The organism is Kribbella sp. NPDC004875 (assembly GCF_042873375.1).
Lineage (GTDB): Bacteria > Actinomycetota > Actinomycetes > Propionibacteriales > Kribbellaceae > Kribbella.
Genome location: NZ_JBIALI010000007.1, coordinates 195,233 through 213,232, shown reverse-complemented (window position 1 = coordinate 213,232; position 18,000 = coordinate 195,233). Strand labels below are relative to the sequence as shown.

Annotated in this window: 18 protein-coding genes and 1 riboswitch; of the genes, 10 read left to right on the top strand and 8 right to left on the bottom strand. The window is 70.1% G+C overall.

Going from position 1 to position 18,000, the window contains the following annotated elements; all coding sequences use genetic code 11:
- Window positions 1-24: 24 nt before the first annotated feature.
- The 4 genes from ACFYRH_RS35345 to ACFYRH_RS35330 are packed head-to-tail and all read right to left on the bottom strand — an operon-like array spanning window position 25 to window position 5,276.
- Window positions 25-1,479, bottom strand: a complete 1,455-nt coding sequence (locus ACFYRH_RS35345; RefSeq protein WP_387784308.1) for an FGGY family carbohydrate kinase — start codon at window positions 1,477-1,479, stop codon at window positions 25-27.
- Complete coding sequence (locus tag ACFYRH_RS35340) at window positions 1,466-2,872, bottom strand: trehalose-6-phosphate synthase (RefSeq protein ID WP_387784306.1); 1,407 nt, start codon at window positions 2,870-2,872, stop codon at window positions 1,466-1,468. The genes ACFYRH_RS35345 and ACFYRH_RS35340 overlap by 14 nt, the downstream gene beginning before the upstream one ends.
- Before the next feature lie 8 nt (window positions 2,873-2,880).
- Window positions 2,881-3,882 carry a Gfo/Idh/MocA family protein gene (locus ACFYRH_RS35335; protein WP_387784305.1) on the bottom strand — a complete coding sequence of 334 codons (1,002 nt, stop codon included), beginning with the start codon at window positions 3,880-3,882 and terminating at the stop codon, window positions 2,881-2,883.
- Complete coding sequence (locus tag ACFYRH_RS35330; RefSeq protein WP_387784303.1) at window positions 3,873-5,276, bottom strand: amidase; 1,404 nt, start codon at window positions 5,274-5,276, stop codon at window positions 3,873-3,875. The genes ACFYRH_RS35335 and ACFYRH_RS35330 overlap by 10 nt, the downstream gene beginning before the upstream one ends.
- Window positions 5,277-5,425: 149 nt before the next feature.
- On the opposite strand from ACFYRH_RS35330, the gene ACFYRH_RS35325 reads away from it, so the two are divergent.
- From ACFYRH_RS35325 to otsB, 3 genes are read left to right on the top strand one after another with little or no spacing between them, the layout of a single operon-like run.
- Window positions 5,426-5,734: a DUF3263 domain-containing protein gene (locus ACFYRH_RS35325; protein ID WP_387784301.1), complete on the top strand. Its 309-nt coding sequence runs from the start codon at window positions 5,426-5,428 to the stop codon at window positions 5,732-5,734.
- A 2-nt stretch (window positions 5,735-5,736) separates the two neighbouring features.
- The gene (locus ACFYRH_RS35320) at window positions 5,737-6,399 is read left to right on the top strand and encodes a LytR C-terminal domain-containing protein (RefSeq protein WP_387784299.1); all 663 of its coding nucleotides are present in this window, start codon (window positions 5,737-5,739) and stop codon (window positions 6,397-6,399) included.
- Between the two features lie 7 nt (window positions 6,400-6,406).
- Window positions 6,407-7,240, top strand: coding sequence for a trehalose-phosphatase (gene otsB / locus ACFYRH_RS35315; protein ID WP_387784297.1), 834 nt, complete (start codon window positions 6,407-6,409; stop codon window positions 7,238-7,240).
- Here otsB and ACFYRH_RS35310 read toward each other — a convergent pair.
- Entirely contained in the window at window positions 7,206-7,673 is a 468-nt protein-coding gene (locus ACFYRH_RS35310; RefSeq protein WP_387784296.1) for a hypothetical protein, read from the bottom strand. The two genes, otsB and ACFYRH_RS35310, sit on opposite strands and share 35 nt — an antisense overlap.
- Before the next feature lie 46 nt (window positions 7,674-7,719).
- Here ACFYRH_RS35310 and ACFYRH_RS35305 point away from each other — a divergent pair, with 46 nt between their 5' ends.
- The 5 genes from ACFYRH_RS35305 (at window position 7,720) to ACFYRH_RS35285 (ending at window position 12,043) form a co-directional block, all read left to right on the top strand.
- Window positions 7,720-8,667, top strand: coding sequence for a DNA-3-methyladenine glycosylase family protein (locus ACFYRH_RS35305; RefSeq protein WP_387784294.1), 948 nt, complete (start codon window positions 7,720-7,722; stop codon window positions 8,665-8,667).
- A gap of 225 nt (window positions 8,668-8,892) precedes the next feature.
- A riboswitch (SAM riboswitch) is annotated at window positions 8,893-9,033 on the top strand.
- Window positions 9,034-9,046: 13 nt separating this feature from the next.
- Window positions 9,047-10,312 carry a threonine synthase gene (thrC, locus tag ACFYRH_RS35300; protein ID WP_387784292.1) on the top strand — a complete coding sequence of 422 codons (1,266 nt, stop codon included), beginning with the start codon at window positions 9,047-9,049 and terminating at the stop codon, window positions 10,310-10,312.
- Window positions 10,309-10,584 (top strand): ubiquitin-like small modifier protein 1, encoded by a 276-nt coding sequence (locus ACFYRH_RS35295; RefSeq protein WP_387784290.1) that lies wholly within the window; start codon window positions 10,309-10,311, stop codon window positions 10,582-10,584. The genes thrC and ACFYRH_RS35295 overlap by 4 nt, the downstream gene beginning before the upstream one ends.
- Window positions 10,585-10,641: 57 nt before the next feature.
- Complete coding sequence (locus ACFYRH_RS35290; protein ID WP_387784288.1) at window positions 10,642-11,022, top strand: VOC family protein; 381 nt, start codon at window positions 10,642-10,644, stop codon at window positions 11,020-11,022.
- Window positions 11,023-11,026: 4 nt separating this feature from the next.
- Window positions 11,027-12,043, top strand: coding sequence for a zinc-dependent alcohol dehydrogenase family protein (locus ACFYRH_RS35285; protein ID WP_387784287.1), 1,017 nt, complete (start codon window positions 11,027-11,029; stop codon window positions 12,041-12,043).
- Window positions 12,044-12,164: 121 nt separating this feature from the next.
- Here the strand turns inward: ACFYRH_RS35285 and ACFYRH_RS35280 are convergent, their stop codons facing one another.
- From ACFYRH_RS35280 to ACFYRH_RS35270, 3 genes are all read right to left on the bottom strand, one after another.
- Entirely contained in the window at window positions 12,165-13,388 is a 1,224-nt protein-coding gene (locus ACFYRH_RS35280; RefSeq protein WP_387784285.1) for a hypothetical protein, read from the bottom strand.
- A 251-nt stretch (window positions 13,389-13,639) separates the two neighbouring features.
- Window positions 13,640-14,599 carry a dihydrodipicolinate synthase family protein gene (locus ACFYRH_RS35275; RefSeq protein WP_387784283.1) on the bottom strand — a complete coding sequence of 320 codons (960 nt, stop codon included), beginning with the start codon at window positions 14,597-14,599 and terminating at the stop codon, window positions 13,640-13,642.
- 9 nt (window positions 14,600-14,608) lie between these two features.
- The gene (locus ACFYRH_RS35270) at window positions 14,609-15,724 is read right to left on the bottom strand and encodes a mandelate racemase/muconate lactonizing enzyme family protein (protein ID WP_387784281.1); all 1,116 of its coding nucleotides are present in this window, start codon (window positions 15,722-15,724) and stop codon (window positions 14,609-14,611) included.
- Window positions 15,725-15,819: 95 nt separating this feature from the next.
- Between ACFYRH_RS35270 and ACFYRH_RS35265 the strand changes: the two genes are divergently transcribed.
- Window positions 15,820-16,794 (top strand): LLM class flavin-dependent oxidoreductase, encoded by a 975-nt coding sequence (locus ACFYRH_RS35265; RefSeq protein WP_387784279.1) that lies wholly within the window; start codon window positions 15,820-15,822, stop codon window positions 16,792-16,794.
- Window positions 16,795-16,892: 98 nt separating this feature from the next.
- A complete protein-coding gene (locus ACFYRH_RS35260; protein ID WP_387784277.1) occupies window positions 16,893-17,975 on the top strand; it encodes a hypothetical protein in 1,083 nt (360 codons plus the stop codon).
- The last annotated feature ends 25 nt before the right edge of the window (window positions 17,976-18,000 follow it).

The following is an 18,000-nucleotide window of genomic DNA, read 5'->3' as shown; positions in this document are numbered from 1 at the left end:
CTCGGGTGTACCGCGGACGCGGTATCAGATCGTCGACGCCTGTACGGCGAGCTCCCGGAGGGCCTCGTACCGCTCGCGCAGCGCGGCGACCCGCTTGACCTCGTCCTCGAGCGGAGTGAGGTGCTCGCCGCCCGGTTCCGGGGACAGGCCGAGGGCGACGGCGGCCGCGCCGCGGGCGCCGACCTCGGGCTCCGCGCAGACCGTGGTGGGGCGGGCGAACGTCGCGGTCAGGCAGCGACGCCACCACTCCGACGCATCGATGCCGCCACCGCCGAGCACCACGTCCAGCCGCCGGTCGAAGAGCGCGTCGAGCTGGCGCAGACCACGGTCGATCTCCAGCGACGCACCCTGCAACGCCGCACCGAGCAGGTCGGCCGGGGCGTCGTCGAAGGACAGCCCGAAATACACGCCCGAGCCGCCCGGCACGTTCGCCGGCGGTCTGGTGCCGGCCATGAACGGGATCGCGATCGAGCGCGACGCCCCGATCTCGACACCGGTCGGTTCGGCGGACTCGAGCCGCAGTACGCCGGTAAGCCACGCATGCAGGTTCCCGGCGGCCGAGAACGCCATCCCGGTGACAGCCCGGTGGTCATCGACCCGATAGCGCCACAGCTCCCACGGCAGGTCGGGCGCGTCGTCGATTGGATGCACCACCCGCACGGCGGCCGACGTCCCCACGGTCACCGCGGCGGTCCCGGCGTCGTACCCGCCCGTCCCGACGTTCGACGCGGCGCCGTCACCCGTCGGCGGATGCACGGGTACGCCGACCAGCGCGGGCCAGCGGCGTGCGTACTCGGCGGACAGCGTCCCGGTCCAGCCGCTCGGCACGATCTGCGGCAACCGTTCCGCGCCGACGCCGGCGATCTTCAGCGCCTCGGCGTCGTACGAGCCGGTCGCGAGGTCCAGCGTCCCGGTGCCGGACGCGATCGACACCGACGTGACGCGCTCGCCGGTCAGCCGCTCGAGCACGAGATCGGGCAGGCCGGCGAACGCGGACGGCGAACTGTTCGAGAGCAGCCACGGGATGCGGCGGGGCCAGTAGAGCCGGTGCAGCCACGTGCCGGTGCGGGCGTGGAAGGCCTGCTCGTCGAAGGACGAGCCGAGATCGAGGTCGACGGACCGGGTGTCGGCCCAGGTGACCACCGGGGTGAGCGCGTCCCCGTGCTTGTCGAGGGCAACGATCGAGTGCCACTGCGAGGACAGCACGATCGCGCCGATGCCGTCCAGGTGGTCGTTCTGCTGGAGTTCGTCGAGGCAGCCGAGCAGACCCTCGACGTACTCGTGCAGGTCCAGCGTCGCAGAGCCGTCGTGGCCGTACGTCGGGGAGATCTTGTGCCGTGCCAGTGCCCCGGGAACGGGCGACGCGTCGTCCGCGGACAGCACCAGTGCTCGCGCGGACGACGTCCCCAGATCGAGCGCGAGGACGCGGCTGTGTCCTTGCTGCCCCACCCCACCGCCCCGGTCATCAGTCTTCGTCATGCAACGCCTTCAGGAAGGTCTGCGCCCAGACGTTCACGTCGTGTGCGGCCAGGTGCTTACGCATCGCCTTCATCCGGCGGCCGAGCTGCCGGTCGTCGGTGTTCATCGCGTCGACGATGGTGTCCTTCATACCGTTGATGTCGTGCGGGTTCACGAGGAAAGCCTGCCGGAACTCGTCCGCGGCACCGGCGAACTCGCTGAGGACGAGCGCGCCCGTGTCGTCGTACCGGCAGGCGACGTACTCCTTGGCGACCAGGTTCATGCCGTCCCGCAGCGGTGTCACCACGGCCACGTCGGCGGCCCGGAACAGCGCGGCCATCTCGGTCCGCGAGTACGACGTGTGCAGGTAGTTGATCGCCGGCGTACCGATCCGGCCGTGCTCGCCGTTGATCCGGCCGACCAGCAGCTCGATCTCGTCGCGCAGCACCCGATACTGCTCGACGCGTTCGCGGGACGGTGTCGCGACCTGGATGAACACCGCGTCGTCGACCGAGACCCGCTGCTCGTCCAGCAGCTCGCCGAACGCCCGCAGCCGTTGCCGGATGCCCTTGGTGTAGTCGAGCCGGTCGACGCCGAGCAGCACGTGCTGTGGGTTGCCGACCTCCTGCCGCATCTCCGCCGCCCGCGCCGCGGTCTCCGGCTGGCGCGCCAGGGTCTCCAGCTCGCCGACGTCGATCGAGATCGGGAACGCCTTCGCCCGGACGATCCGGTCGTCCGGCAGGTGGATGCGGTCGCCGCGGGTGCGCAGGCCCATCCGGTTCCGGGCCAGCCGGGCGAAGTTCGACGCCGCGCCGGGCCGCTGGAAGCCGACCAGGTCCGCGCCCATCAGCCCGTCCAGGATCTGCCGCCGCCACGGCATCTGTGCGAACAGCTCGGTCGGCGGGAACGGGATGTGCAGGAAGAAGCCGATCCGTACGTCGGGACGCAGCCGCCGGAGCATCGCGGGCACCAGTTGCAGCTGGTAGTCGTGCACCCACACGTCCGCGTTGTCGTCGGCGGCGTCCGCGGCGGCCTCCGCGAACCGCCGGTTCACCGCGACGTACGACTCCCACCATTCCCGGTGGAACTCCGGGGCCACGATCACGTCGTGGTACAGCGGCCAGAGCGTGGCGTTGGAGAAACCCTCGTAGTACAGCTGCACGTCCTCGGCGGTGAGCATCACCGGGACCAGGTGCATGCCGTCGTTGTCGAACGGGTCCAGCTTCTCGTCGGCACTGCCCGTCCAGCCGATCCAGGCGCCGTGGTGCGCCTGCATCACCGGCGCCAGCGCCGTGACGAGTCCACCTGGACTTCGGCGCCACGCCGTACTGCCGTCGGGCATCTCGATCCGGTCGACCGGCAGCCGGTTGGCCACCACTACGAAGGAACTCCTACCGTTCGGCGGTGCAGGCATGATCAGCGTCATCCACTCAGGTCGTCGTCGTCACCGGGGTAGCTGACCCCGATCTGGCTCCGGGTCTCGTCGAGGAGATCGAGAATCTCGAGGGTGGCGGCATGGGGGAGGACCGGTACTTCGAGCAGCCCAGCACGCAGCGCTTCGATCACCGCGGTTGCCTCATAGTGGTACCCACGGCCATGCGTGGGTACGTCGATCCGCTCCGCCCCGGAAGCGGTCGTACGCAGGTAGTACTCGGGGTGATGGAAGCGGTGCGGGAGCTGCAGACTGCCGTCCGGGCCGCTGATCGAGGCGATCCACGGGTTCTGCGAACGCAGGCCGCAGGTCAGTGCGGCGACCGCGCCGGAGTCCCACCGCCACGCCATCGCGACGTTCAGGTCGATGCCGTCGGAGTTCAGTGCGCCGACCGCCTTCACCTCCGCCGGGCGTCCGAGGGCCATGTGGGCCAGCGTCATCGGGTAGATGCCGCCGTCCATCAACGAGCCTCCCCCGAGCGCGGGATCGAGCAGGCGAACCGGCAATGAAGCTTTGTGGAACGCGAAGTCCGCCACCACCTGCTGAGGTTCGCCGATCACGCCGGAGCGCAGGTCCTCGAACAGCGCCCGGATCACCGGGTTGGTGCGCATCCACATCGCCTCGGCGAACAGCACCTTGTGCTCGGTGGCGACCGCGATCAGGTCCCGGGCCTGCTTCGCGGTCAGGGTGACCGGCTTCTCGCACAGCACGGCGATGCCGGCCTGCAAAGCGGCGCGGGCGATCGCGTAGTGCTGCGGGTGCGGCGTCCCGACGTAGATCACGTCGACGTGGCCGGAGTCGAGCATCCGGCGGTAGTCGTCGTAGGCGTGCGGGATCCCGAACTCGGCGGCGAACTTGTCCGCGCTCGCCTGCGAACGGGACGCGACCGCGGTGGCGACGGCATCGGTGGAGATCACGCCCAGATCGTGCGTGAACTGGGTCGATATGTTGCCAGTAGCAACGATGCCCCACCTGACGCGATCTATACCCACTGTGTGAACTCCGGGGTCGGGAACGGTCCGTCTGCTGCGATTCTCGCGGTTTCGAAGGCATGAGCCAAGCGAATGAGCGTGACCTCACTCCGCGCCGTACCGCTGAAGGTGATTCCGACCGGCAGGCCGGAGACCATCCCGGACGGGACCGAGACGAGCGGGTAGCCGGCCAGTGCGGCGTGTGACGACGAGCTGCCGAGAACGTGATCACCGTTGACCAGATCGACGGCCCAGGCGGGGGAGTACGACGGGCACACCAGCGCGTCGACCTGGTTGTCGCGGAGCAGGTTGTCGATCCCGTCCCGCCCGGCCCGCAGCGCGGTCAGCCGTGCGGCGACGTACACCGGTGAGCTGAGGCCGTCCGTCGCGGCCGCACGCTCGAACAGTTCCTGGCCGAACCACTGCAGTTCGACGTCCGCGTGCTCGTTGTTGAACGCGATCAGGTCGTCGACGGTCCGTGGACCGCCAGGGGCGCGCGTGGCGAGGTACGCGGCGAGGTCGACCTTGAGCTCGTGCGCCAGCACCTGCAGCTGATCCTCGTCCCCACCTGGCGTCGGCAGCGACAGTCCGTCGACCACCGTGGCTCCGCACCGGCTGAGTAGCTCCAGGGCACGCTCGGTGACCTGATCCAGCCCGTTCGAGTAGCCCCACAGCGGACCACGCGGTACGCCGATGCGCACGTTGCTGAGGTCCGTGCCACGGCAGTACTCGGTGTAGTCGATCTGGCCACCGGTGAGGACCGAGAGCAGCGCGGCTGTCTGGCTGACCGTCCTGGTCATCGGTCCGGCGGTGTCCTGCGAGTGGGAGATCGGGACGATGCCCTGCTGCGGCACCAGCCCGACGGTGGGCTTCAGTCCGACGACACCGTTCAGCGCGGCCGGGCAAACGATTGAGCCGTTGGTCTCGGTGCCGATGGCGTACTCCGCGAGTCCGGCGGCCACCGCGGCACCCGAGCCGCTCGAGGAGCCACCGGCCGACCGGTTCAGCGCGTACGGGTTGCGGGTGAGGCCGCCGTACGCGCTCCAGCCGGACGAGGACGCCGAGCCGCGGAAGTTCGCCCACTCGCTCAGGTTGGTCTTCCCGAGGATCACGCAGCCCGCCGCGCGTAGCCGGCGTACCACTGCGGAGTCCTCCGGCGGCGGTGGCTGGTCGGCGAGCGCCAGCGACCCGGCCGTGGTCGGCAGGTCGGCGGTGTCGATGTTGTCCTTGACCAGCACCGGTACGCCGTGCAGCGGCCCGCGGACCCGCCCTTCGTCACGCTCCGTGTCGAGGCGGGCGGCATCGGTGAGAGCGGCGGGGTTCGGCGTGCAGATGGCGTTGACCAGCTGGTCCACCTCACGAATCCGGGCCCCCAGCTCTTCCACCAGCGCGGTGCTGGACACAGTTGAGCTCACCCCCACGATCCTGCCAGAGTTGACCGGGCCGGGCCGTCCGCCGGGCGACACGCTTCGTGTCGCCTGACCGGTGAATGACATCGCTGTTGTTCAGCACGTACAGTGGCTGGCGGACGGACGATCACCGACCGCACAGGAGTCAGCAGCAGATGGACAGCGCCAACGCCAGCTCTCCCGGCCCCGCCGAGGCTGCGCCGCCGGTCGTCGAGGGGCTCTCCGAACGCGACGGCCAGATCCTCGCTTTCGAGCGCCACTGGTGGAAGTACGCCGGCGCGAAGGAACAGGCGATCCGGGACCAGTTCCAGATGTCCGCGACCCGGTATTACCAGGTCCTGAACGCGCTCATCGACCGGCCGGAGGCTCTCGCGCACGACCCGTTGCTGGTCAAGCGCCTGCGCCGCCTACGCGCCGCGAGGCAGCGCGCCCGCTCCGCCCGCCGCCTGGGTATCGAGGTCTGAGCATGTCCCGCCCCAGGGGCGGTGACCAGGGACAGGTGCTGTCGTCCCTCGTCGCCGTGGCCGCCGTGGTCGCGATCGTGGCCGGACTGCTCGTGCTGTTCGGGACCCGCGGGCACGACAGCCAGGCCGACGAGAAGCCAGCCGGCGCCAGTACGCCGAAGTCCTCGGCGGGCAAGCCGTCGTCCGGCCCGTCGACGGTCGGCGCCAGCGTGCCGAAGCCGACCGAGAAACCGTCGGCCACCCAGACGACCGAGCCCATCCGGCCGTCGGCCGCCCCGTCCAAGGTGCCGACCACCGAGCCCACCGAGCCCCCGTCGACCGAGCCCACCGAGCCGCCCGCGAGCACGCAGCCGCCGCAGCCCAGCGCGCCGGTGACGATCCCGGCCGAGGAGCGGCCGGCGATCGAGGTCTACAACAACACCCCGCGCAAGGGCCTGGCCGACACCGTCGCCGGCCGTGCCCGGCAGGCCGGCTGGACCGTGTCCGGGTCCCCGGACAACTGGCACGGCAAGGTCGCCGAGAGCACCGTGTACTACCCGCCGGGCATGCTCGACGCCGCCAACCAGCTCGCCCGCGACCTCGGCATCGGCCGGACCAAGGGTGCGCTGGACAACATGAAGAAGGACCGCCTGACCGTGATCCTCACGTCGGACTATGCCGGATGACGGCCGGATGAACGTTCCGGTCATCCAGACCGACGCCGGACACGAGGGCTGGGAAGCCATCGTGGCGGATCCCGCGACCGCGGTGATCTCGTCGGACTTCGACGGCGTCCTCTCGCCGCTGGTCGAGGACCCGGCCCGGTCCCGGCCCGTCGAGGGTGCGCTGGACGCGCTGGCCCGGCTGGCGCGGTCGGTCGACCAGGTGGCGATCGTCACCGGCCGCCCGGCGCTGGTGGTGACGGAACTCTCGGGCGTGACCGCTCACCCCGGTCTGGGCCGGCTCGTGGTGCTCGGTCATTACGGGCTCGAGCGCTGGGACGCGGCGACCGGCAAGGTGACGAGCGACGACGTACCGGCGGGTGTCGCGACTGCCCGGGACCGGCTTCCCGGTCTGCTGAGCGAGGTCGGCGTACCGGATGCGTTCGTGGAGGACAAGGAAAGCTCCTTGGCCGTGCACACTCGGCGGCTGGAGGATCCCGCCGGGGCGCTGGAGCTGCTCAGGGGTCCGCTGACCACGCTGGCCGCGGAGACCGAGCTGCGGCTGGAGCCGGGCAATCTGGTTCTCGAGTTGCGACCGCCGGGCATCGACAAGGGCGTCGCACTCCGCCGCCTGCTCGAGTCGACCGGCGCCCGGTCGATCCTGTACGCCGGTGACGACCTGGGGGATCTCGCGGCGTTCCGCGCGATTCAGGAGCAGCGGGCGGCCGGGCTGCGCGCCGTACTGCTCGCGACCCGGTCGTCAAACGCGACCGAGCTGATCGAGGCCGCGGACATCGTGGTCGACGACCCGAGCGGGGTGGTGACCGTGCTCACGGCCCTTTCGGACGCGATCTCAGCACGCTGAACGCCTGCGTCACGGTCTTTCCGATCGGCTGGATCGGATGCTCGACGTACCCGCCGTCCTTCAGGCCGGCGAGTCGCTCGAACGGGTTCCGGGACGCCGGGTCGCCGGTGAGCAGGAACGAGATCACCACGCCGACGACGTACAGCGGGAGCATCGGGAGACCGATCAGGCAGAAGTACTGCCAGGAGTGCCGTTCCTCGTGCCGGACGAGGGCCGCGTCGTCGAAGTACGAGCGGTCGTGCTTGCTCAGGATCACGTTCCCGATCGTGAACGCGCCGGCGACCGGGAAACCGAGGCGGTACCCGTTCGCGAAGTACAGCCCCCGCGGCCCGCGGCTGAACTTCGCGCGGCCGAGCTTGCCGACGAAGGCGCCGGCCAGGGTGGACAGGTTGAGGAAGTTGCCGATCAGCTTCACCCACTGCCAGCCACTCATGGCACTCAGTATGGGTTCTGTCGGTGGGGTGGGTAAGACTTGGCGGGTGAGTTCGGTGGTGCGGGTCTGGCGGCCTGGGCGAGTGGTGGATCCGCATTCGGTGATCGGTGGGTTGCGGAAGGGGCCTGGCGACCCGGCGTACGTGTTCGATGCGGCGCGGCGGACCGTGTGGCGGGCGACCCGGACACCCGAGGGGCCGGTGCTGTTGCGACTTTCGCCGTACGGCGAAGCTGTCGAGGCGGAGGCGTGGGGACCAGGCGCGGAGTGGGCGCTCGACGGGGTGCCCGAGTTGCTCGGCGAGCGCGACAGCTGGGACGGGTTCGAGCCGCTGCCGGAACACCAGGTGCTGGTGGAGGCGGCGCGGCGGTTCCCGCATGTGCGGGTGCCACGCTCGCGCGCGGTGTTCGAGGCGATGGCGGCCGCGGGGATCGAGCAGGTGGTGACCGGCAAGGAGGCGTTCCGCGCGTGGCGGCTGCTGCTGCGTGAGTACGGCGAACCCGCGCCGGGGCCGACGCCACCGGACGGGCGGCAGATGATGGTCCCGCCGGCGCCCGAGGAGTGGCGACTGATCCCGTCCTGGCAGTGGCTGCGGGCGGGCGTGGAGAACCGGCGCTCGCGGGTCGTCGTGACCGCGGCGACCCGGGCGAAGGCGCTGGAGCGGACGCTCGAGCTGGACGACTCCGCGGAGATCGAGCGGCGGCTGCGGTCGTTGCCCGGGGTGGGCGTGTGGACGGCGGCCGAGGTACGGCAGCGGGCGCACGGCGACGCGGACGCGTTCTCGTTCGCGGACTACCACGTCTCCCGGAACGTCTCGTACGCGCTGATCGGCGAGGAGCTGGACGACGAAGGCTGCGCCGAACTCATCGAGCCGTACCGCGGGCACCGCTTCCGGGTCCAGCGCCTGCTCGAACTCACCGGCATCGGCCACCCCCGCTTCGGCCCCCGCAAGTCGCTCCCGACCCACACCCCGGGCGCCACCCACCGCCTCCGCTGACCCGGGCGGACCGCCACCACTCAGTAACGCCGGCCGATTCACCGGCGCCCCGCCTGACGGCGCTCGGCGGCCGGCGTTCGGGGGCGGTTGGTGAGTGGTGGGTGTCCGCTCGGTCGCGGATCTCCAGAGGATCCGGGTCCGCGGTGACGGCGCCGACTGAGATCGCTCGTCTCGGATGGTGGGATCACAGGACACAATATGGACCCGATTGGGTAATCTCGGGGGAGCTCATCCAGAGGGACTGAGGGAAACGGCCCGTTGACGTCCCGGCAACCCTCCCCGTGGAGCCCCCGTCCGGGGCGTGTCCGCGAGGGAACGGTGCCAAATCCGTCCCGCGCCGAGATCCGGCTCCGGGGAAGATGAGGAGGGAACCTCACTCATGAGCCTGACCGCCGCCGGTACCCACACCATCCGTGAAGGTGCCTTTGGCAACGGTACGCACCTGAGCTGTCGCGCCTGTGGCGCGAAGTCGCCGCTCGGTCCGTTCTACGCCTGTATGGAGTGCTTCGGTCCGCTGGAAGTCGGATACGAGTACCCGACGATCACCCGCGAGCAGATCGAGGCCGGCCCGAAGAACATCTGGCGCTACCAGCCGCTGCTGCCCGTCCCCGTCGACGTGGCCAGCTACCCGAACACCGAGCCCGGCTACACCCGGCTCATCGACGCCAAGAACCTGGCCCGCGAACTGGGCCTGAAGAAGCTCTGGGTGAAGGACGACTCCGGCAACCCGACCCACTCGTTCAAGGACCGGGTGGTCGCGAGCGCGTTGAGCGCCACCCGCGAGCTGGGCATGAAGGTCTTCGCCTGCCCCTCCACCGGGAACCTGGCGAACGCTGTCGCCGCGGCCGCCGCCCGGGCCGGCATCCGCTCGGTCGTCTTCATCCCGAAGGACCTGGAGCGCCCGAAGATCATCACCACCGCCGTGTACGGCGGGACGCTGGTCGCCGTCGACGGCAACTACGACGACGTGAACAAGCTGGCCTCCGAGATCGCCGGTGAGGAAGAGGGCTGGGCGTTCGTGAACGTCAACGTCCGCCCGTACTACTCCGAGGGCTCCAAGACGCTGGCCTTCGAGATCGCCGAGCAGCTCGGCTGGCGGCTGCCGCAGCAGATCGTGATCCCGGTCGCGTCCGGCTCGCAGCTGACCAAGATCGACAAGGGCTTCACCGAGCTCGGCAAGCTCGGCCTCGTCGACGCCACCGACTACAAGGTGTACGGCGCACAGGCGACCGGCTGCTCGCCGGTGGCGCAGGCGTTCCGCGACGGCCACGACGTGGTCAAGCCGGTGAAGCCGGACACGATCGCGAAGTCGCTGGCGATCGGCAACCCGGCCGACGGCCCGTACGTGCTGGACGTGGCCCGCCGCACCGGTGGCGCGATCGAAGACGTCAGCGACGACGAGGTCGTCGAGGGCATCCAGTTGCTGGCCCGCACCGAGGGCGTGTTCGCCGAGACGGCGGGCGGCGTGACGGTCGCGACGCTGAAGAAGCTGATCGCGACCGGGCAGCTCGACCCCGAGGCCGAGACCGTGATCATCAACTCCGGCGACGGGCTGAAGACGCTCGACGCCGTGGCCGACCGGGTCGGCCCCAAGGTGACCATCCCCGCGTCGTACGACGCCTTCGTGAAGGCAGGGCTGCAGTGAGTGTGAGCGTTCGGGTCCCGACCATCCTGCGGCCCTACACCCAGGGTGCCTCCGAGGTGTCCGCGGAGGGCGGCACGCTGACCGAGGTGCTCGACTCGCTGGACGCGTCGTACCCCGGGATCAAGGGACGGGTGCTGGACGACTCGGGCGAGCTGCGCCGGTTCGTGAACGTGTACGTCGACGACGACGACGTCCGCTTCGCCGACGGCCTGCGCACCGCGATCAAGGACGGCGGCCAGGTGTCGATCATTCCCGCAGTCGCCGGCGGCTGAGTTCTTCTGGGTGGTTCCGGGCGTGGATCGTCCGGAACCACCGCTAGCGTCGCCTGCATGGCGACGAAATGGACGATCGGCGGCGACGCGGCCGACCCGCGACTGCTGGCGCGGTTCTGGGCGGCCGCGCTCGGCTACGTGATCGAGCCCGGCTTCGACGAGCCGGACGGGTCGGGGATCATCGACCCCGACGGTGTCGGGCCGGCGATCGGCTGGCTCCGGGTGCCCGAGACGAAAACCGCGAAGAACCGGCTGCACCTCGACATCAGGGTCGCCGGGCCGGGCGAACGCGACGCCGCCTCGACGGAACGGATGCGCGTCAAGGCCGCGTCGCTGGTGGAGCTGGGGGCGACGCAGGTCCGCGAGGAGTTCTACGGCGAGCACCTCGGCCACATCGTGATGCTCGACCCCGAGGGCAACGAGTTCTGCGTAGGCTGACGCAATGCGCGCTGTGGTGATCGAGAAGTACGGCGTACTTCCTGAGGTCCGTGAGGTTCCGGAGCCTGAGGTCGCCGCGGGGGCGGTGGTTCTGAAGGTCGAGGCCACCGGGTTGTGCCGCAGTGACTGGCACGGGTGGATGGGGCACGACTCGGACATCGTGCTGCCGCATGTGCCGGGGCACGAGCTCGCCGGCACCATCGCCGCGGTCGGTGCCGGGGTCTCCGGGTGGGAGGTCGGCGATCGGGTCACCACGCCGTTCATCTGCGCCTGCGGTGAGTGCGAGCAATGCCGCGCAGGCGACCAGCAGGTCTGCCCGAACCAGCTGCAGCCCGGCTTCAACTACTGGGGTTCCTTCGCCGAGTACGTCGCCGTGCCGTACGCCGAGGTGAATCTCGTGCGACTGCCCGACGGCATGGACTTCGGCACCGCGGCGGGCCTCGGCTGCCGCTTCGCCACGTCGTTCCGCGCCGTCCACCAGGTCGGCCGGGTCGCACCCGGCGAACGAGTGGCCGTCTTCGGTTGCGGCGGCGTAGGCCTGTCCGCCGTCATGATCGCCGCAGCGTTGGGCGCCGAGGTGATCGCCATAGACACCAACCCGGCAGCGCTGAAGTTGGCACGGGAATACGGCGCAACCCACACCATCGAGGCCTCCGCCGGCACCATCACTCAACTGCGTGACTTGGGCAGTGCCCACGTCACCATCGACGCCCTGGGCTCCAGCGACATCGTCCAGCAGGCCCTGCAATCCCTCCGCCCCCGCGGCCGCCACGTCCAGGTCGGTCTCCTGCCGTCAGGCGTCAACCTCGACGTCGGCCGCCTGATCGGCCAGGAACTCACCTGGCTCGGCAGCCACGGCATGCCCGCCCACGCCTACCCGGAGATGCTCAATCTAGTTGCCACCGGCAACCTCACTCCCGACCGTTTGGTCACCCGCACGATCACCCTCGAAGAAACCCCGGCCGCCCTCGCGGACCTCTCGAACGGCACCCCGCCCGGTGTCACCGTCATCACCCCGTAGCCAACCGCTCTGGACTGCGTCATCGCCGGCGAAGCCGCACGCTTCTTCAGGATGAGCATGCCCGGACCCTTTGCGGAACATTTCTCGCAGTAGGCGCAAGTTTCTTACCGCAAAGTCTCGGCTAGAGGCGGATCAGATACACGGTCGGCGGGCGGCCGGTGCGACCGTGTTGCTGGGTGCCGGTCGGAGCGGCCAGGCCGGCTCGCTCCAGGCGTTTCAGGACGCGGCGCGCGGTGCGGAGCTGTACGGCGAGATGGTCGGCCACGTCCTGCGTGGTGAGACCGTCGGGGAGCGCGGCGGTGAGTTCCCGCATCCGCGCGAGGGTCTGGGTGTTGAGGCCGACCCGGCGGGCCAGCAGCGGCAGGCTCTCCGTGCCGCGGGCAGTGGACGGCTGGTCGCCGGAGGGCTCGATGACGATCTCGACGTCGTCCGACATCGACACGACCCCGGCGACGGACCCGATCGAGGCGGCCCGGCCGACGGCACGCCGGGCCAGCGCCTCGGCCTCTGCCGCGGTACGGCCGACACCGAACCCGACGTACGCCGTGCTGTGTCGCGCCGCGAGGTGGTCGAGCAGCGGCATCCGGGCGAACTGTTCGGTGGCCTGCTCCAGGAGCCCGCGGGTGGTGACGACGAGGTGGCGGCCGTCGGGGAGCGCGGCGAGGCTGCCGCCGAGCGTGATCAGGTCGGCGGCGAGCGCGTCGTCCGGCTCGGGGAGGTCGATCACGCCGAGCGCGACCTGTGCGTCGCCGACGTGCTGGCCGGTGGTCGTCAGGATCAGCGCCTGGAGGGTCGAGCGGATCGAGTACCGCGACGGCGCCAGCCGGACCGAGGGCATCTCGTTCTCGATCAGGTGGAAGGCCGACCCGAGGCAGCTGATCGCGACCTTGGTGTCGTGCTTCTCGCGGACGGTGCGGTGGAAGTCGACGATGTCGTCCGAGGTCAGGCCGGGCCGGTACGGCAGCACGTGGATCTGGTCCGTCGGCAGTTTCGCCTCGATCAGTGTCTCGAGGACTTCGGAACGCCGGAGTGTGTCGATCGAGAAGCGGGTGACGTTGTGCCCGAGCCGGAGCAGTTCGACCAGTGCGCGGAGCAGCGTCGCGCCGTCGTACGAGACGTACATCGCCGGCCGGTCGATGACGCCGGCCTCGGTGGCGATCGTGTACGGGACGACGCCGGTGAACAAGAACGCGTCGACGTCGGAGTGCGACTGCTCGACGAGCTCGACCGCCTCGGTCTCGTGCCGGTACGGGAGCGGGACGAGGGACGTCCCGCTCGGCGCGCCGACCGCGGTGACGCGGTGCACCAGGTCCTCCGGACCGACCACCCCGACCGCGAGCGCCATCAGTCCACCGCGCTTCGGGGGTGGCTCCGAGCAGCCGAGCAGATCCTCACGTGGTCCTCCGACAACTTCTGGTCCGGCCCTCAAGTCGCACAATAGCGCAGCGGCTGCCGAGATCTTGACGTTTCGGTCGCGCTCTCCTAGTTTCGGTCAAGACCACAATTACCGCCAGCCCTGAGGCGGTTCGCGACGGCGCTGGTGTGGTGGAGCGATGGAGGGAGCGCGCCACCTCACAGCCCGCGCCCCCTGCTGTACTACGCAGCGTGAGCCGCCAGCTCTTCGAGACAGGCGATCACGAGGTCACGCTCGCCCGGCGGCAGCTCCGGACCGTAAGGGTCGTACGCGGCCGCGGCCGGCACGAGACCCTCCCACTCGGCCGCCCAGAGCATCCGTTGCACGTAGCCCTCGATCGGCGCGTAGAACGTCGCGGCGGCGAACCGGTCCAGCCGGTCGGACGCGGCCAGGAATCCCGAATGATCGCCGGCCGTCCAGGTCCGCAGTACGGCGGCCGACAGCTCCACCTGTGCCGACGCGATGCCGACCAGCGCGGTGTCCGCGCCCCACATGAACGACGGCCCGTACATCCGGTCCTCGCCGGTGATCAGCAGCTTCCCGCTGTCCCGCCCGGCCCAGATCGCGTCCTGGCAGCCGATCGCCCGGTCCAGCGTCGCCGTCTTCACGCCGAGCATGGCCGGCAGCGCGAGCAGCTCCCGGATCAGCGACGGTGAGTACGGGTAGCCGCCCGCCTCGCCGTGCAGGTAGAACCCGACCAACGGCAGCCCGCTCTCGGCCGCGACCCGCTCGTGCAGCGCTACCGCCTGGGCATCCCCGTCCGGCAGCTCACCAAGCGCCGCCAGCGGGTAGACCATGACGGCGTCGGCTCCGCCCGCGGCAGCCGCCCGCGCCATCTCCACCGTCGCGTCCGACGCCTCCTGCAGCGTCCGCGGCGACTCGGACTTCGGTACGCCGACACCCGCGACGATCGGCAGGTGGGTGGCCTGCCGCCAGGTCTCGAGCACTTTCGAGCGGTCGCCCGCGGACAGATACAGTCCGCGCCCGGTGTGGGCCCAGACCGCGACTCCGCCGATGGGCTGCTTCGCCAGCGTCACGGCGTACGCCGCCAGCGCGTCCCACGCGACCACCCCGTCGGAGTCCATCGGGGTGGCGACCGCCGGGAGCAGCGTGCCGCGGAGCCGTTCAACGAGTGGATGCATCATGACCCCTCACACCTCGTGCCCGAGACCGGGCCCCTTCGGTACGTCGATCCAGCCGTCGCAGCCGGCGAACACGGTCGGAGCCAGCGGGTCCTCGTCGACCATCAACGGCCCCACCAGGTCCGCCGCGACGGTCGCTCCCGGAACCGCGGCGGCCAGGTGTACGGCGGCCAGCGTGGCGACGCCCAACTCCGGCATCGAGCCTACCTTCACCGCCAGTCCCGCGGCCTCGGCCACATTCGCGATCTGCAGCGCGCGGTGCAGCCCGCCGACCTTGAGGATCTTGATGTTCAGTACGTCGGCCGCGCCGCGGCGCGCGATCTCCAGCGCGTCGTGCAGCGAGTGCATGCTCTCGTCGACCATCAGCCGTACGTCGAGCCGCTCGCGCAACCGGACGAGTCCGGCGAGGTCCCAGCGGGGGAGCGGCTGCTCCAGCAGGGTCAGGCCGGCCGCGGTCATCTTGGCGAGGTACGGGAGCGCGGTCGTCGCGTCGTACCCCTCGTTGGCGTCCAGGCAGAGCTCGGCGTCGGCGGGGATCGCGGCGCGGACGGCGCGGATCAGTTCCAGGTCCTTCGCCGGGTCGTGGCCGCCTTTGACCTTGAGGTGCCGGAACCCGCGCTCGGAGTACTCCGCGGCCTCGGCGGCCATCTCGTCGAGCGTCCCGAGGCCGACGACCCAGGTGGTCTGAACACGGTCGCGGACCGAGCCGCCGAGCAGCGCGTGCACCGGCCAGCCGCTGAGGTTGCCGGCCAGGTCGTGGAGGGCGATGTCGAGGCCGGACTTGGCGACCTGCTGGCCGCGCAGGACTCCGTCCATCACGACGTGTGCGCCGGCACGGTCGAGCGGGTCGCGGCCGATCAGCGCCGGTGCGAGATGCTCCTCGATCGCGGCCGTGACACCGGCCAGCGTCTCACCGGTGTACGCCGTCATCGGGGACGTCTCGCCGATCCCGATCGCCCCGTCGGCGGTGTGCACCTCGACGACCAGGCTGACGAGCTCGGTACTGACCCCGCTGCTGATCTGGAAAGGGCGGCGGTACCGCGCGCTGACCACCCGGGTCTTGACCGCGCTGATCGGCGCCGACGCCCCGTCCGGCAACTCCGCCGGTTGTACTGCCAGACTCATAACCGGCTCCTAGGGTCGCAATCTGAGCGGAAAGCATTTACGGTCAAGACCGTAAATACCCCAAGCGCTCTCTGTCAACGGAAGGTGGCACCCCGATGCGGCTGGGTCTCTATCTGAACCTCTACGGCACCCCGGACGAGCGGCCCCGGCTGGCCGACGCGGTCGAGCAGGCGAAGCTCGCCGAGCAGGCCGGTTTCGAGTGGGTCGTGCTCGGCGAGCGGCACCTGCACCGGCCCGGGTACCACGAGATCCTCACGTCGCTGACCTGGCTGGCCGCGCACACCGAGCGGATCGGCCTCGCGACCGCCGGGATCGTCGCGCCGCTCTACCACCCGGTCGTGCTCGCCGAGACGCTCGCGCACCTCGACGTACTGTCCGGCGGCCGGGTCACCGCGGGGTTCGTGCTCGGCTACCGCCCCGAGGAGTTCGCGCTGTACGGCGTGACGCAGGCCGAGCGGGTCGCGCGGTTCGAGGAGTGCCTGGAGATCGTCACCCGGTTGTGGACCGAGGACGAGGTCAGCTACGACGGCAAGTTCACGAGCATCAGCGAGGCCTACCTGTCGCCACGCCCGCTGCAGAACCCGCGCCCGCGGCTGTGGAACGGCGGCCGGGTGTCCGCGGTCCTGGAGCGGACCGCCCGGATGTGCGACGGCTGGACCACGTCCTTCAACGAGCTCGACTCCGACCTGCCCGGCAAGATCGCCGAGTACCTCTCGTACCCGCGCGGCGAAGGTACGCTCGGCGCGGACGTGATCCTGTGCCGCGAGGGATTCTGCGGCTCCACCTCGCAGGACGCCCGCAAGGCCCTCGAGGAGCCGCTGCGTGACCTGTACGACGCCTACACGGGCTGGAAACGCACCTCGACGGACGCGAGCCGCTACACCCAGGGCTGGGACGAGATCGCCGACCGCAGCGTGATCGGCTCGCCGGCCGAGTGCGCCGAGCGCCTGGCGCACTACGAGGAGATGGGGGCCGACGGCATCATCCTGCGGATCCAGCCGCCGGGGATGGCTCAAAGCGACGTACTGCGCTCGATCGAGAACTTCGGAAATCTCATCGGTTCCAGATGAAGCATTACGGAGGGTGTACGTCGTAACCTCTTGGTGACGGGTGGTGTCGCGCCAGCGTCGGCGCGGGCACGGCTGACCGTCGGCAGGAGGCTAAGCGGATGGCCGAAGTCGTCTTCTGGACTGTCGTCTTCCTGCGGTTCGCCGTGCCGCTGCTGATCCCGCGCTGGCCGTTGCCGGCGATCCTGGCGTCGCTCGTGCTGGACGCCGCCGATCAGACCATCTTCCAGTCCTTCGGGTACGACCCGCCGTTCTACCAGAGCTACGACAAGGCGATGGACGTGTTCTACCTGTCCGTCGCCTACCTGGCGAGCCTGCGCAACTGGTCGAATCTGCACGCGGTGCAGGTCAGCCGGTTCCTGTTCTTCTACCGCCAGATCGGCGTGCTGCTCTTCGAGCTCACCGGTGTCCGGGCGTTGCTGCTGATCTTCCCGAACACGTTCGAGTACTTCTTCATCGCCTACGAGGGGATCCGCGCCCGGCGGAACCCGCTGCGCTACAGCCTGAAGTTCTGGGTCCTGGTGGCGGGCGGGATCTGGATCTTCATCAAGCTGCCGCAGGAGTACTGGATCCACGTCGCCGAGCTGGACTTCACCGACACCGTCCGGGACGTGCCCTGGTTCGGCCCGGCGGTGGTGATCGGGCTGCTCGCCCTCGCCGCCGTGCTGTGGTTCGTCTGGCGGCCCCGGCTGCGCCCGCCGGACTGGCGGTTGCGCCTGGAAGCCGACCCGTTGCCGCCGGAGATCGACGAGGCGAAGGAGCGGGCCGCGTTCCGGGCCGCCCACGGCAAGGTCTTCGGCTGGGGAGCGGTCGAGAAGATCTTCTTGATCGGGATCATCAGCGTCATCTACGGCCGGGTGCTGCCAGGCGTCGAGGTCAGCGACTTCCAGCTCTTCCTCGGGATCGCGTTCTTCGTGGTGATCAACTCCGCGATCGGCCTCTGGGCCGCCCGGCGGGGCTACGGGTGGGACTCCGCCGCGATCTCGTTCGCCGTGGTCTTCGGGCTGAACGTGGTGATCGTCCTCCTCGAGGACCTGCTGCTCAGCCAGCGGGGTGCGGGCCTGTCGCTGCGCGACACGTTCTTCTTCATCTTCCTGTTCAGCATCCTGACGACGCTCTACGACCGGTACCACCCGGTGAACGAGTACCGCACCGCCGCCGCGAAGAACGAGGTCACGCCCTAGCCCCGTCACACCGAACCGAGGAGGC